The following is a 14,198-nucleotide window of genomic DNA, read 5'->3' as shown; positions in this document are numbered from 1 at the left end:
AGTCCAGGCGCTTCAATATCTCATATTGATTCCTGCCTTCCACTCCCTCTGCCACAATTTGAAACTGAAGTCCCTTTGCAATCTCAATTACATTTTTCACGATCAGAAGATAAACTTCGGATTCTGCGATCTTATCCACAAAACTTTTGTCTAATTTAATACTTTCTACCGGAAGTGTTCCGATATAACTCAGGCTGGAATATCCCGTTCCAAAATCATCTATGGCAAAAGATACCCCAAACTCGATTAACCGCCGCATAATATTTATGATATAATCAAATGAATTGATAATAATGCTTTCGGTAACCTCCAGTTGGATCAGCGCCGGATCTATATGATACTTTTGAACTACCTGTGTAACGTCATCATAAAAAGTGCTTTTTGAAAATTGTACCGTAGATACATTTACGTTAATCTGTACAGGGTCCAGCCCCATTTTCTCCCTTTTGGCAATCATTCTGCAGGCCTCTTCCAAAACAAAGACCCCAAGCTGATTAATCAATCCGCTCTGTTCTGCAATGGGAATAAATTCTGATGGTGATATCCAGCCTAATTTATTATCCTTCACCCGTAAAAGTGCTTCGCACTTGGTATATGTACCGGATTCAATCTCATAAATAGGCTGATAATAAACTTCAAAAGATTGTTCTGCTGCTTTTTCGCGAATAATGCCTGCTATCTGGTTTTTTCTCTCCATCTGTATTTGTTCCGTTTTTCTAAAATACAGCACTTCACTGGATTCTGTCTTCTTTGCCTTTGACAGCATGTATTCCGCATTATGTATCACCATTTCAGGATTCGGAGCATATTGTGGGAAATCAATTAAAACCACATCTATGAAAAGCCGAAAATTCTGTCCGTTTTTATGTGACTCATCCTGAATCGCCTTGACAATCTTCTCCCGGATCAGGTTACACTGTTCCTCACAAGATGCCAGAAATGCAAATTTAGCTCCACCCACGCGATATACACGATGCTTTGGATATATCTCTACACATCTCTCCACAATCAATTTCAGTAATGCATCTCCCTGCTGCCTTCCAAAAACAAGATTGTAATTATTAAAATTCTTCATATTTAAGATACATACACAGCCATTTTTTCCATCTTGGAACAGCATAGACAGATCTTCCATAAAAGACGCCCTATTCTTAATCCCGAGCTGCATATCTTTAAATAAGGTGTCTTTCAACTGATTTTCATAAGCAATACGCTTGGATATATCGTAGCCGGTAAATATCGCAACCGGTTTTGAGTCTGATCCTAATACTCTTACACTGTCTATGCTTAGATATTTATTTAACTTTTCATTATATATCTCCATTTTCCTGCTGGGATTATCCTCATTCAGATGGGGAATCGGGCAATGACTGCAGGGTTTCTGATTATTCCACAGTGCCTGATAACAAAGATCCTTCTCCTGAATATCCGGCAGCATGTTGCGCAGTTCCTGATTAACAAAACTGATCCTGTAATCTTCCATCCCCACCGTATAAGCAGCTGCATGAATACCATCCAGAACAGTCTTCGTCATGCGGATAGACTCTTTTACACTGGTAATATCAACACCGATACATACAAAGCAAAACCCCAGTTTTTCATCCTGATATGCACTATAATCCAACTGCAGCCATTGCTGCAGGCTTTCAATCCACATAACAGATCTGACATTATTTTCCCCCTGCCCGCTTCCCATCGGACAATCCTTACAGACCTCATCACTGCAAAAAAACAGTTTATGGCAGGTGATGTCTTTTTGTAATTCAGGAAACTTCTCCCGCATAACTTTATTCGTATATAAAAACTGATGCGTATCATAACGTATCGCATAGACAAATGCATCCATATTATCTATGATACGGTCAGTATTCCACTGATCCATGTATGCCTTCTCCTTTAAGTATCTGCTTTTATAATAGCTTTTTAATCTATTATTTAATCTGCTTATTAATCTGCTTTTTTAATCTGCCAGAAGCATAAATAATTATAACATACTTGCCTGCGAATAGGACATACTTTTTCATAAAATCTCTTTTTCTATATCCAGTACTTTATCTGCCCAGTCTCTGTAAAATTTTTCCTCATGGGAAACTAATATGACGCTCCCCTCGAATTTTATCAAAGCATTTTTCAGAGCTTCTTTCGCATCCTGATCCAGATGGTTGGTCGGCTCATCCATGATCAGGAAATTACATGGGGATAAAAGAAGCCTGCAAAGCTTAACTTTAGACTGCTCTCCACCGCTTAAAGTTTTAATTCCCCTTAGCACATGCTCTTCTTTTACTCCACACCGCGCCAGGGCCTTACGCACCTCCTTATTTTTCATTGACGGATAGCAGTCCGATATAATCTGCAGTGGAGTTCTATTTGGATCTTCCCAACGCAGATCCTGCTCGTAATATCCAATCTTTACCTGCTCTAAAAACCGGAAACTGCCTGCTAATTTAGGTATTTTCCCAATCAAAGTCTTTAACAGAGTAGATTTTCCTATACCATTAAATCCTGTGACCACGATCTTCTGGCCACCGTTAACAACAAAGCTAATTTTAGACAGCAGTGGATAATAGTATCCGATTTCCAGATTGGTAACTGAAAGTGCCTTTCCCGGCGATATTTCCGTCTCCTGAAACTGTATTACAGGCTTTGTGGTAAAGTTTGGCGGTGCGATCCGCTCCAGACGGTCTAATTGTTTCTGCCGTCCCCTTGCCATTTTTGCATTCACTCCTGCTTTATTTTTTCGTATATATTCTTCTGTTTTTTCAATTTTCCGCTGCTGGGCATGATACTGCCGGATGTAATCTTCCCTGAGATGCACTTTCTGATCCAGGAACTTCAGGTAACTTCCACTGTACTTACGCACTGTTCCAAACTCGATATCCAAAATCCCCGTGGTGATCTTCTCCAGAAATTCAAAATCATGAGATACCACAACAAATGCCCCCTCAAAACAGTTCAGGAATTCAGACAGCCAATCCACATGCTCTTTATCCAGAAAATTAGTAGGTTCATCAAGCAGCAAAACTTCTGGCTTAGATAATAATAATTTTGCAAGAATTACCTTTGCCCGCTGTCCCCCACTCAATTTTTCTAACGGCTGCTCCATCCCAACCGCATCCAGCCCAAGTCCCGTAGCAACTTTGCCAATCTTACTTCCAATCTCATAGAATTCTTCTGTAATCAATTGCTCCTGATACCTGCCTGCCCGTATCAACAGCTCTTCATTTGCCTCTTCGGCCCCCTCCTGATACAGTTTTTCCATTTTTTCTTCCATGGCATAGAGATCTGCAAATGCCGTCTGCAGATATTTCATAATGGTCATTTCCTGTTTAATTACTGCATACTGGTCAAGATGACCAAGCTGAATACCTGACTGCCACTTTACTTCCCCATGGTCAGGTACCACATCACCAAGCAATATTTTGATCAGGGTACTTTTTCCAGCTCCATTCTGACCGACAACTCCAATGTGTTCCCCTTTAAATAAATGAAACTCCGCATTCTGGTACAATGCTTTTTCTGCAAAACTGTGTGTTAATTCTGTAACGTCTAATAAACTCATATCATTTCCTCTTTTCTATTTCATAATCATAAATACAAAAAAACAGAGAGACTGCACCTGTAAGGTACGGACCCTCTGTTTTGTCAACAAACTATTTTTCTGCAAAACAAAAGGCCATGGACAAAGCAACTTGTCCATGGCCATATCTATCATTCATCTCATATGCCGGCAAATAAGTACACAAACCAAGCATAGCCATCTGCTACACCTTGAATACTTTATCTGCCGATGAAGAACAGGGCCTAAACCCTCTGATTAACCTCTGCACAATGCTTCACCGAATCAATTTCCAGTTGTACAGAGTTAAGTTTCTCGACTAACTTCACGAATTTGTTGCATATCGTAATCATAATGAATTCCTTTCACAGATCATGCCCCTTTGGAAAGACGGCTTCTGTTTGTTCTACAGTATATATACCATATGAATTTGGGAGTGTCAATGAGTATTTAAAATTATTCCGATTTTATGAAAAAAATATCTTGACGAATCCTGTCAGATCAGGTTATAATACCAAAGGTTGTTAAGTAATATATTCATAAGCAATATGATCTTAATGATATGCGGATATGGCGGAATTGGCAGACGCGCCAGATTTAGGTTCTGGTGGGAGACCGTGCAGGTTCAAGTCCTGTTATCCGCAGGCTATGGAATATGTGAGAATACCGTTGATTCCTTGTGTTTAGAGGGGTTGGCGGTGTTTTTGTTTTACTTGAAAGGTTGGGAATTTACAGGGCGTGTTGCATTTTTTCGGGGGTATGCAACATGAAATGCAACATGGAAATGTGATGATATTATATGCTTTGCCCCGGTTATTGCCGGGGTATTTTTATACCTTTTCTATATACTGTTCTGCGATAAATCCAGAGTATTTCTTGTCTATTAGTATCTGGTACCAATTAGCCTCTCGATTAATTACATCCACCAGATTGCCTTTATTTAACTGCGGATACCCCGCAATGTTACCGTAGTTAGTCCCTGGTCCCTTCCGTACATTAACACCATCCCTGGTGCATTTCCCTACCCAGATAGAATTGTCTGTTCCTTTAACAATAGCATCTAATCCGGATTCTTTTATCTGCCTTACCAACATATCTGCATTCTTCTTATTAGAAAATGAGCCACACTGAACTTTGAACTGTCCTGCTTCTTCCTTTATGATGGCATCGTATCCATTACTTTTAAGTGCCATTACCTGCTTTTCTGCATTTGCTTTGTTGCTGTAACTGCCGGCCTGCACTTTATACATACCGGTTTGCTCCGGTTCTGGTTGTGGCGCTGGTGCCGGTTTCGGCTGTTCTTCTTTTATACCTGTAATAGCCTCCAGGATATTTAATATCTTGCTGCCATATCCGCTGCCTGCAGCCCATCCTTTGCCTTTTGGATTCTCCTGGATGCCCAGCCATTCTACGTATTCTGCACAGCCTCTTTCTACGTATTGGAACCTTGGGTCTACACATTCTTTGCTTAGTGGCTCAGCGCAGGCGTATGCTTTAAGGTGCTGGATCTGCGCCCTGATACCGGTCTTTGTGTTGGGGAAGGAATTACCTCTCATTCCATTTGCGGTTACGCCCATACCACAAAAGTTGTTCTGATCCAATGTAACGGCGCTATCTTTAAAAGTAAAGTTTCCGGTCTCTAGGCAGCTTTGCGCAAATGCGATATCTCCCCGGATGCCCTCTGTCTTTCCTTCCTGAATGTACTTCGGGACCATATCCAAAACGGATTGTGCCACGCTGGGATTTTTGGATCGAATATATTTCTGCATCTGCTCTGCTGTAACTTCCGATTTACCGGTAATCTTTGTTCCGGTTGCCGCTGCGCTTCCGTAAAGCTTCTTTTTAAATGCCTGCCATGCAGATTCATCTAGTACATATGGATTGGGGCAGATCTTTCCATTTACATCATAGTGACGGATAACCCGGTCAACTGGAATCCCATATTTTTGCATCAGCATCTTTGTTAACTCTATGGTTGCTTTTACTGTAGCATCTTCGTAATACCAATCCTGGTCATTGGCATTCATAGAGGTGGTGCTACGCTTCCTGACACACATCTCTATATTTAACGTATTGTAATTATTTGCCTTGCCGTAGAATGCTCCGCCGCCGCTTCCCTGTCTGCCACCGCCTACGCTCCATGCTCCGTTGCAGTCTTCCACACTCTGCCAAATTTCACCTGAGAATCCTACATAGTAATGCGCACTGGCTCCAACATCTCCGCTGGCGTAGTAAGTGCAGTTTGCTTCTGCTCCTCCCAAGGCGCCGACATAGTGTATAACAATGTATTGGATTGCCTGTCCATTTCTGCCGTTGTAGTGATTGTAAGGGGTTATTTTCTTATTTATCTGCATAATGTTACCTACCCTTTCCAAAAGAAAGAGAGCGTTTACTCGCCCTCTGATTTATTGATGATCTTTGTAAATGCCTGGTGTAATCCTGTACTTGCTAATCCTGTAAACGCTCCATACACAACGGTTTCTAACCCTATTGGAGTATTTGCCAGTCCTGCCGATACGCACGCCAGAACAGCCCCCAGCACTGCCAGAATCGTTGGTATGTACTGGTTACTTACCTTTTCCAGCCAGGTTATGTGCTTAATGCAGTAACCTACGATTAAACATGCTACTAAAACTACTGGAATATAATAATCCTGTAAAAATCCTAAATCCATAGTATTACCTCTCTTCTTATAAGTATTGGGCTACCATGAAGATCAACCCAGTTGCCAGTGCCCCAGATATAACAGAAACTATGGTCGTGAACGCTGTCTTCTTTGCACTGTTCCAGCGTTCTGCCGGTTCGTTTTCCAGTTTCTGCAGGCGTTCGCCCTGTTTCTTTTGTTCTTCCATCATCGTTTTCATGTTCAATGCCAACTCTTTAACGGACATTGCAAGTTCCTGTATACTCTTTTGCTGTTCTTCCAGATCTGTTGTCCTGTGCTTTAAAGAACCGATCTCTTTTCCATATTCGGCAATCCTTACTGCCACTTCTTCGTCATTCATCTCTCTGCCTGCCTTTCGTTTTTCTACCAATTAAATCCATACAGTGTGGGGGTTGCTCTGATTTCCATATAAAATCACTCCTTTCACTACAAATAAAGCACTTATAAAAATTCATTTCAAATGAACTCTTATAAATGCTCTATTTTCCGAGATAAACACGAATTTAGCTACAACATATAATTACGATAAAATGTATAATTTATGGTATTCATCCGGTAACATAATAACCGATAAAGTGGGAAAAATACTTATTGTAACTATTGCATTGCAGGCAAAATCCCCTCTACCATTAAATGTATGGCATAAACTTATAGCGCTGCCAGCCGGATCCCGCCCAGCTCACACTTTTTATGGCAACTATGACAATGGTACTTATAATACAACAATAAAAGTTGAGGCGAACGGGGATGTCTTAGTACTTTCAGGCAAAGCAATTGCTGCAAATGAATGGCTTGTCGGAAGTATAATTATTGCTTGCTAACTAATTAAAAAGGTGTATTTTTAGCCCATACCTCTTCTATATAAAATTCACCTTCGCAAGCAACCGGTCCTGAATCACCCAAATTGTAGCGATATGGCTTGATAAATTCTAAATACCGACCATTAATTTTAAACAAACAGGAAGCATGCCTGTAAATAGTATCAAAAAAGTTTGCTTCCAGAACGTAATTATGTGCTTTTGGATTGTCAAGTACGGTTACATTCTTACAATATTTATAACCCCAAAAAGTATAATGAATTTGAGCATACTTATAGCTCCCAATTACTAGCCCTGCATTTAAAAGCAAGTTTGTGCCACTTCTCACTGCAGAATTACCTTTAAAAATAAGCGTGGCCGGTATATTAGCTAAATTCGTGTTTATCTCATTTATGGCCCCCACCAGTTCCTTGCTGGTTGTGTTTAAGTTAGCCACTGTACCTACTCCAAGTTTTGATTTAATGCTGGTAAGTAAAGTTGAGAATGTTATTTTCTTTGTCTTGCTTGTATCCTGTATGACCATCAGATCTGCGTCACTCGCCGTGGTGGCCTGTGTCAGATCCGCTATTTTTCTTGTTGCCATGCTATTCCTCCTTACAAATTAAGATATAACCATCAGTATCAACCAGAGAATAGTCATCCATCGTAGTAATTTCAAATATCTCCGGCACAATTCCAACGGCCACTTTATACTGTTGCCCGGTATTAACCGGGTTTGGGCTTATGCTTACATCGTTTATAACAATATTTGCTACTGCCATTACGATACCACCACCCTTACCGGTTCAATCCAGGTTTCATCACCTATCAGATAAATATATTTAAGTGTATACATTCCCGCAGTCAGTGGGCATATATAAGCATCTATGACATGGTCATCTACTACACATCTGCCTTCTGCTTCCAAAGATTCATCCTCTGTTAGAAGTTCATAAGTGGCATTCCGGATCTGAAATTCCCCACCTGCTTCAGATGTTATTTCAACCCGAACATGCCGCTCTTCTCCGATATCAAACTTTACTTTAAGCATCCGCCCACCCCCTTTTCATTAAGAATTCTTCTACCGTAATATGTTTTTGCGTACAATATAGCCTTATATGGTATTGGCTTTAAAATGACTGTCTTCTTAGAAGCATCATACATAAAGAAGATTCTGGTCATAAATGTTTCATTGCCGGCTTCATCAGCGGCATATAGCTCTAAAATATATGTGCAGTCCTCATCTCCAGGGACCTGTACTTGCCACAGATCCCCTTCCATGCGTTCAAATAAGATTTCTATTTGATCAACTTTTCCCATCAAGCGTTTTACTGCCATAGGATCACCGCCTAATCCGTAACTTCTACAGAAATAATATAAGTTGTTCCAGCGTCCACCGGGTTTGGCGTAATCGTTACAGACTTGATAGTCGGAGCTACCTGATCCAATGTAACTGTCCTGGTAACTGTGCTGGATTTCCCAGCAGTATCCGAAGACACAACTGTAATTGTATTGCTTCCCGCAACAAGTGTTAATGCTTTTGAAAATGTACCATCTGCATTAACTGTAACGGCTTCCGCTGCACCGGCATTCAGTTTTACGGTTACTGTACAAGGACTGGAAGTTGCATCGTTTGTTGTTCCTGTTACAGTACATGCTGCCTGGTTTGTAATTAAGTTATCCACCGGCGCTGTTACGGACAGTGTTGGTGGAACAGTATCCACAACAAAAGTTACAGATTTCTGTGCTGCGGCATTTCCATCAAAGTCAGACGCGTCTACCCGAATTGTGTTACTGCCTTCCGGAAGTGCCGTCGAAGGTATGTAACTGCAGGTGTAGTTCTTACCGTTCTGCGTCTTTGTAATACCGGATGTGATAACAGTGGATCCAATGGTAATCTTAATTGTATCTGGATTAACACCGGAATCTGCATCAGTAACTGTAAATGTTACGGTTGGCTTATTATTAGTAATCCTTGCACTTGCTGTAGGTGCTGTAATCGTAATTACCGGTGCCACTTTTTCTTTTACTTTTAACTTTAAGCTGTCACCCAGTGTTGCATCGGTATCCGCCTTAGTTGTTACATTCCCCGCCTCATCCGTAGCTTTTACAGTTACTGGGTAGTAATGCCCAGCATTTACATTGTAAGATGATCCAGAGGGCGCTGTAATAGTTGCCTCGTATTTTTTGGAAGTACTATTATAAGTAAGAGTATGGGTTTGGCCGTTTATAATGGCCTGAACTGTTTTTACTGCCATGTCTTTTCCTCCATTTAAATAACGCCCAAGGCTCCCTGGACGTCTGATTTAAGTGTTTCTATATCTTTTTTTGCCTGCGCCAAATCCGAAAGAATACTGGCTGCACCGCCGCTTTCTAATTGCTTTAACAGCTCCTGCAGGGCGGCAAACTGCTCATTGGTGGCATTGAGCAGACTTTTCATATCTTCTATGGTGGCAAGCTGTTTTACATCCCCAGCAGCAAAAGTTGCAAATACTTTCTTGGTATCCAACATTACTGCAAACTCACCAGGGCGCATTTTAGAGGGATCAAAGTCTTTTTCATTCCCTCTTCTTATTAGAATAATCATTTTAATCACTCCTCAGCTACTACAGCTTGCGCAAATCCTTCCAATGCTGCAATATGTGTTTGTATTTCGGGATCAACAACAATCCGGTTTACCCTTTTTTTCTCCTCTATAATACGTCCCTTTTCATCAATCTTAGAAAGAGTAATACTTGTACGGATTCCTTCTGCTGTTTCTAATATTGTAATACTTGTCACTTTATTCATAATTTAATAACTCCTTTTCATAATTACTCTCCTGGGTTTTCTTCTTTCTTGGCTTTTTCCTCATTTTCATTATATAGATCCAGTATTACTCCTGCATATATGCGTAATTTCTGTGACCGCATATATGATAATTCTTTCTCTAAAATGTACTCCATTAAATCTGGCGACAAGCCACGCTCTTTCATTTTCGCGTGTAAGAAATAATCCAAATCATAACACGTTTGATCCATGATTACTGCTGCTGTTATATCTGCTCCCATTCAATACCTCTCTTTCTGCCTCACTCATTCCCTGTGTTGGCGTTGCTATAAGTTCAATATTTCCGTTATCATCTTCTTTGTATATGTCGCAACCATGTTCGAGATATTGCTCAATTTGTTCTTTCGGGCGTGCTAAATATATCTGTGTATTTTTTTTTACTGCCTTATACATGTAATCCCCCTTTTATAGTGCAGAACACATAAATCCGTTAATAAATTTTAAGGAAGCCTGCTGCCATTCAATTCCCCCATTCCCTATATCCCTAATTGATTCGACATAATTCAAAGTACCAGTTCCGCAAAAAGTGGCAACGGTACTTATATTGGATGAATTTGCTACCGACACCCGTGGTGCAGAGATGCGTATAATTCCAGATGCCTGCATTTGCATCCCATATAATGTGGCTCCGGTTGAAAGATCTTGCGTGGCAGCACTAAAATCCACAAATCCTCTCTGCGAACTACCATATCCGCCTGTTATCTCTCCATTTGCTACTTTCAGATAGCTACTCTCGTTTTTTACATTGACAACACCGGAAAATGTTCCTGTTGCCGCTGAAATATCTCCGGCAAATGTTCCTGTTGCCGCTGATAGTTTACCCTTAAACGTTCCTGTTGCCGCGGTGAGACTTCCCGAAAATGTGCCAGTGGTTACGTTGATACCGTTTGCGTCCCATTTTCCTACCTGTGTTCCTTCTGTATTGTAAATTTTAAGAATTCCATCCACATTATTAGATCCACCTAAGGTAATTGTGTTACCGCTAATCGTACTTCCTTGAATACTTCCTTTTTTAACATCAACACCTGCATTGTTTATTGTCGCTACAACTTCACCTGTACTATTTTTTACCGTAAGTGCCCCATCAGCATTATTAGATCCTCCTAAGGTGATTGTACTCCCCTTAATGCTGCCCTTTAGTACATCAATACCATCTTCAGTAAGAGTCATAATAACTTTCTTATTTTTATCTATTAACTTCAGTGTTCCTGCTTCATTCTTAAAACCTCCAAGGGTAAGAGTCCCGGCATTTATCCAATCTGCGTTAACTTTCAAGACTGTCAAAACCGTAGCCAAGATGTTTCCTTCTTTATCTACACCAGCATTCCAATTGATTCCACCATCTGTAGAAACAGCAAACGCACCTTCTGTCATTTTCCAAATTGTCTTAGAATTTTCCAAATGAGGTTTGTCATGCATGTAATATACCAAGGCCCCATTCTTTTCCTCTGTTGATCTATAAAGCCCCATTCCGTTTGCCATTAATGTACCAAATTGCTGCGCTACTAGGTCATATTGACTAATCTCGTTTTTGATATCCTTTTTTGCCTGCGCAAGAAGTTTTGTTTCTGCACCGTACCTGGTGTAATTGTTCTCCGTTTTTGTTTCTGCGTCGCAAATCACAGATTGATAACCGCCCATTGAAAATGTTGTATTTGTTATAACTGTTTTATAGGTACTGTTCTTACGGTCCGTTACATAGGCAACATCCCCTTCTTCGATACTTGGATCTGACAAACAGGTTATGGACAATGGTCTAAAATGCCTCCCTGCAATTCTAGGTCCTACGTACCCCGCTACTTCTTCTGCGTGTCCCTTCTGTATCAATGGATTCCCTTCCAGAGACAATGCATAATCCTCTGTGCCATACAGGTAGGATTCTGTTTTTTCTTTATTATCGTCTGAACTGTTATCTGCTGTAGCTTTTACGCCAGTAATTACGATGTCTGCTACATCAATATCTTGACTCCCCAGCAAATAAAGATGGTGAAAATCTCTCTGATCAGCAAAAGTACCGCCATCCGTTATATCGCCAGTATAGCTTTTAAAATCACCGCCATCTGCATTTGATCCGGCATAATCCGAGAGGTTCCCTCCATCTAAAATGTTGTTATTTCTATCGAATATACTAAAATCATACCATCCAAATTCTAATGCATTTGTGTTGCTAATCCTTGCATAACAACACATGATTTGAGCACAGTAAGATATAATATCCCTGAATGTTAATGCTTCATCTTCCGGCCGCTTTTCTACTGTAAATCTACCATTTTGTATGGTTTGGGCATTATATGTCATCTGGCAGCTTAAACAGGCATCCGCAATAATTTCATTAATGGTTGCTGGGTAGGAAAGCTTACTTTTAGAATAAGGTTGATCGAAGAACAGCATATAGTCATATGCCTCTATTGATATTGTAAGATCTTTTGATCTTGCTTTACATACACGGTAAGTCCCTTTACTTAACACTTCCCAGATACCGTCTTCTAACTTTAATCCGATATAGGACCGGATATCTGCACCTTCAAAATCATACTCCGAAAATTTATTGTCCATATTGTTAAGAACTGCAGTGTACTTCTTTATTACTGCCGCACCTATATCGAACTTCCCGCTACTTGATGTAGCACCATTGATGCTGTAAGACATAAAATCACCCGTTGATAGGGTTATCGTTTTGCCCTGTTTGGTACCTTCTTTGAAAGTTATCGTGTCCTGGATACGGAACTCCCGGTCTTTTTGTATTGCTTTTTTATATTCTGTACTCGTGTTTATCATTTATTGATCACCTCTTTATCGTTGCACTAAATCCACATTGGCGCTTTTATACCAATAGTACCCATCTCCTATATCTCCCATCACTTCCTTAGAAAGTGTTCCACGGTAACTGTCCATCGTGATTAAGTTACCATCATCCCGGAACGTAATCGGGAAAAAACCTACCGTCATGATGCTTTTTATAAGGACAATGTCCTGCTCTGTTAAAAAGGACCACTGCAGGGAAATTGTCTTTTTCTCCGCAATGGCTTCTCCGATCATATAGGCATTTAATGTCCTGCCAGTGTCCGAACTCCATATAATTTCATCATTTATCTTCATGGAAACGGGGGCTGGCAGTTTAATGTCCCCGGATTGCAATATAAACATGTGCCATCCCCTCCTTACTTAATTGTTACTGCGTTAAATCTTCGATCCATACCGGTTTGCGCCATCTGTACGGCAATCGCTATCGTTTCCCCATCCAGGTTAAAACCAAGGGCAGATAATGCTGCTATTATCCGGATTACTGCCCGGTCAACAATAGATTCCAGTTCTGCCTTGGTAATGCTTCCGGATGCAGCCAGCAATGCCGCCTGCTTTGCCATTTCCAGCATTTTACCTTCCGGTGCTACAACTTCGCCCTGGTGCCGGTTATCTCCGATCATGGCCAGCTGTGGTGTGTTTGGTTTTACGAAACCACCTTGTGCTAACTTAGGAATCTGCGGTGTATCTATGCTTGGAAGCCAGGTAAATGGCTCCAGAGGCCCTATACTTAAATTTCTCAGTTGATCCAACGCCCAGTTAATTCCATTAAAAGGTACCGATATTACAGCGTTAATCCCGTCGATTAGTGCATTTATAACAGCCTTGAGTCCTTCTAAGATACCGTCTTTAATGCCATCAAAAACTTGCCCACCAGATGAAAATACATTTTTAACCGCTTCCCAGGCTGCAGAGAACTTATCTTTAAACCAATTGGTTATATTCCCGAATGCACCGGTTATGCCACTCCACACGCCCGCGAAGAAGCTCCCGGATTTTGAAAAAGCGTTTTTCACTTTTCCCCATGCCGCAGAAAACGTAGATTGGAAGAACGATTTTGTATTCGAAAATGCTCCCGAGATGTCTTTCCATCTGTTACCAAACCAGGATCCTATGGTGCTGAATGCTCCGGTAACTGCATTTTTTGCAGCCGTGAATTTTTCTTTAAACCAACTGCCTACACTTGCAAAAGTGTCAGTGATCCCCCTCCACAATCCGGTAAAGAATCCTTTTATTGCATCTATTGTTTTTGAGAACCATTCCTTTATGGCTCCCCAGATTTCTATTGCCTTTGCCTTAATGGTATCCCAGTTTTTCCAAACTAAAACGCCAATTGCAATAATCGCTGCTATAGCAACGCATACCAGGCCAGCCGGGCTGATCAAAAACTGAAATGCACCTACTAATTTTGTTCCCAATCCTGTAGCAAGATTTTTAACTGTGTCGAATAATCCCACACCAGCCGACTTCATTTTTCCCAGCATTGGGATAACGGATGTCGCTGCACTTCCCATCCCCCCGAGAAGAGGTGTAAGAATCCTTATCTGGC

At 40.9% G+C, this 14,198-nt stretch carries 16 protein-coding genes, 1 tRNA gene and 1 pseudogene; 1 reads left to right on the top strand and 17 read right to left on the bottom strand.

The annotated features are described in order from the left end of the window. On the bottom strand, positions 1 to 1,882 hold a 1,882-nt coding region (locus RHS_RS28510), incomplete at its 3' end, for an EAL domain-containing protein (RefSeq protein WP_047835115.1). A gap of 138 nt (positions 1,883 to 2,020) precedes the next feature. Beyond that, positions 2,021 to 3,559 carry an ABC-F family ATP-binding cassette domain-containing protein gene (locus RHS_RS28505; RefSeq protein ID WP_047835114.1) on the bottom strand — a complete coding sequence of 513 codons (1,539 nt, stop codon included), beginning with the start codon at positions 3,557 to 3,559 and terminating at the stop codon, positions 2,021 to 2,023. 561 nt (positions 3,560 to 4,120) lie between these two features. On the opposite strand from RHS_RS28505, the gene RHS_RS28500 reads away from it, so the two are divergent. Then, positions 4,121 to 4,200, top strand: a tRNA-Leu gene (locus RHS_RS28500). 186 nt (positions 4,201 to 4,386) lie between these two features. Here the strand turns inward: RHS_RS28500 and RHS_RS28495 are convergent. From RHS_RS28495 to RHS_RS28425, 15 genes and pseudogenes are all read right to left on the bottom strand, one after another. Further along, positions 4,387 to 5,910, bottom strand: coding sequence for an N-acetylmuramoyl-L-alanine amidase (locus RHS_RS28495; RefSeq protein ID WP_395023638.1), 1,524 nt, complete (start codon positions 5,908 to 5,910; stop codon positions 4,387 to 4,389). A gap of 35 nt (positions 5,911 to 5,945) precedes the next feature. Continuing rightward, a complete protein-coding gene (locus RHS_RS28490) occupies positions 5,946 to 6,230 on the bottom strand; it encodes a phage holin family protein (protein ID WP_047835113.1) in 285 nt (94 codons plus the stop codon). A gap of 16 nt (positions 6,231 to 6,246) precedes the next feature. Continuing rightward, positions 6,247 to 6,561 carry a hypothetical protein gene (locus RHS_RS28485; protein WP_047835112.1) on the bottom strand — a complete coding sequence of 105 codons (315 nt, stop codon included), beginning with the start codon at positions 6,559 to 6,561 and terminating at the stop codon, positions 6,247 to 6,249. Positions 6,562 to 7,046: 485 nt separating this feature from the next. Continuing rightward, positions 7,047 to 7,622, bottom strand: coding sequence for a hypothetical protein (locus RHS_RS28475; protein WP_047835110.1), 576 nt, complete (start codon positions 7,620 to 7,622; stop codon positions 7,047 to 7,049). Position 7,623: 1 nt separating this feature from the next. Next, positions 7,624 to 7,800 carry a hypothetical protein gene (locus RHS_RS32275; protein ID WP_395023637.1) on the bottom strand — a complete coding sequence of 59 codons (177 nt, stop codon included), beginning with the start codon at positions 7,798 to 7,800 and terminating at the stop codon, positions 7,624 to 7,626. Further along, the gene (locus RHS_RS28470; RefSeq protein ID WP_047835109.1) at positions 7,800 to 8,069 is read right to left on the bottom strand and encodes a hypothetical protein; all 270 of its coding nucleotides are present in this window, start codon (positions 8,067 to 8,069) and stop codon (positions 7,800 to 7,802) included. The genes RHS_RS32275 and RHS_RS28470 overlap by 1 nt, the downstream gene beginning before the upstream one ends. Then, entirely contained in the window at positions 8,057 to 8,356 is a 300-nt protein-coding gene (locus tag RHS_RS32270; RefSeq protein WP_395023636.1) for a PF13754 domain-containing protein, read from the bottom strand. Before RHS_RS32270 ends, RHS_RS28470 begins: the two co-directional genes overlap by 13 nt. A gap of 11 nt (positions 8,357 to 8,367) precedes the next feature. Next, entirely contained in the window at positions 8,368 to 9,276 is a 909-nt protein-coding gene (locus RHS_RS28460) for an Ig-like domain-containing protein (protein WP_047835108.1), read from the bottom strand. A 14-nt stretch (positions 9,277 to 9,290) separates the two neighbouring features. Further along, entirely contained in the window at positions 9,291 to 9,605 is a 315-nt protein-coding gene (locus tag RHS_RS28455; protein WP_047835107.1) for a hypothetical protein, read from the bottom strand. A 5-nt stretch (positions 9,606 to 9,610) separates the two neighbouring features. Next, entirely contained in the window at positions 9,611 to 9,808 is a 198-nt protein-coding gene (locus RHS_RS28450; RefSeq protein ID WP_047835106.1) for a hypothetical protein, read from the bottom strand. 23 nt (positions 9,809 to 9,831) lie between these two features. Continuing rightward, positions 9,832 to 10,068, bottom strand: a complete 237-nt coding sequence (locus RHS_RS28445) for a hypothetical protein (RefSeq protein ID WP_395023635.1) — start codon at positions 10,066 to 10,068, stop codon at positions 9,832 to 9,834. After that, positions 10,019 to 10,240 (bottom strand): hypothetical protein, encoded by a 222-nt coding sequence (locus tag RHS_RS28440; RefSeq protein ID WP_047835104.1) that lies wholly within the window; start codon positions 10,238 to 10,240, stop codon positions 10,019 to 10,021. The genes RHS_RS28445 and RHS_RS28440 overlap by 50 nt, the downstream gene beginning before the upstream one ends. Before the next feature lie 12 nt (positions 10,241 to 10,252). Continuing rightward, positions 10,253 to 12,625 carry a hypothetical protein gene (locus tag RHS_RS28435; RefSeq protein ID WP_047835103.1) on the bottom strand — a complete coding sequence of 791 codons (2,373 nt, stop codon included), beginning with the start codon at positions 12,623 to 12,625 and terminating at the stop codon, positions 10,253 to 10,255. A 15-nt stretch (positions 12,626 to 12,640) separates the two neighbouring features. Next, positions 12,641 to 12,994, bottom strand: coding sequence for a hypothetical protein (locus RHS_RS28430; protein WP_047835102.1), 354 nt, complete (start codon positions 12,992 to 12,994; stop codon positions 12,641 to 12,643). 14 nt (positions 12,995 to 13,008) lie between these two features. Beyond that, a pseudogene (locus RHS_RS28425) lies at positions 13,009 to 14,198 on the bottom strand (hypothetical protein); the annotation flags it as partial.

It is taken from the genome of Robinsoniella sp. RHS (assembly GCF_001029355.1).
Taxonomy (GTDB): Bacteria; Bacillota; Clostridia; order Lachnospirales; family Lachnospiraceae; genus Robinsoniella; species Robinsoniella peoriensis.
The sequence above is the reverse complement of the archived record's forward strand: the minus strand, read 5'-3'. Positions and strand labels throughout refer to the sequence as shown.

Coding starts and splice junctions, on each gene's coding strand:
- RHS_RS28470 (WP_047835109.1), bottom strand. CDS start 8,069: ATGCTTAAAGTAAAGTTTGATATCGGAGAAGAGCGGCATGTTCGGGTT.
- RHS_RS28435 (WP_047835103.1), bottom strand. CDS start 12,625: ATGATAAACACGAGTACAGAATATAAAAAAGCAATACAAAAAGACCGG.
- RHS_RS28460 (WP_047835108.1), bottom strand. CDS start 9,276: ATGGCAGTAAAAACAGTTCAGGCCATTATAAACGGCCAAACCCATACT.
- RHS_RS32275 (WP_395023637.1), bottom strand. CDS start 7,800: ATGGCAGTAGCAAATATTGTTATAAACGATGTAAGCATAAGCCCAAAC.
- RHS_RS28445 (WP_395023635.1), bottom strand. CDS start 10,068: ATGGGAGCAGATATAACAGCAGCAGTAATCATGGATCAAACGTGTTAT.
- RHS_RS28455 (WP_047835107.1), bottom strand. CDS start 9,605: ATGATTATTCTAATAAGAAGAGGGAATGAAAAAGACTTTGATCCCTCT.
- RHS_RS28505 (WP_047835114.1), bottom strand. CDS start 3,559: ATGAGTTTATTAGACGTTACAGAATTAACACACAGTTTTGCAGAAAAA.
- RHS_RS28475 (WP_047835110.1), bottom strand. CDS start 7,622: ATGGCAACAAGAAAAATAGCGGATCTGACACAGGCCACCACGGCGAGT.
- RHS_RS28485 (WP_047835112.1), bottom strand. CDS start 6,561: ATGAATGACGAAGAAGTGGCAGTAAGGATTGCCGAATATGGAAAAGAG.
- RHS_RS32270 (WP_395023636.1), bottom strand. CDS start 8,356: ATGGCAGTAAAACGCTTGATGGGAAAAGTTGATCAAATAGAAATCTTA.
- RHS_RS28440 (WP_047835104.1), bottom strand. CDS start 10,240: ATGTATAAGGCAGTAAAAAAAAATACACAGATATATTTAGCACGCCCG.
- RHS_RS28430 (WP_047835102.1), bottom strand. CDS start 12,994: ATGTTTATATTGCAATCCGGGGACATTAAACTGCCAGCCCCCGTTTCC.
- RHS_RS28490 (WP_047835113.1), bottom strand. CDS start 6,230: ATGGATTTAGGATTTTTACAGGATTATTATATTCCAGTAGTTTTAGTA.
- RHS_RS28450 (WP_047835106.1), bottom strand. CDS start 9,808: ATGAATAAAGTGACAAGTATTACAATATTAGAAACAGCAGAAGGAATC.
- RHS_RS28495 (WP_395023638.1), bottom strand. CDS start 5,910: ATGCAGATAAATAAGAAAATAACCCCTTACAATCACTACAACGGCAGA.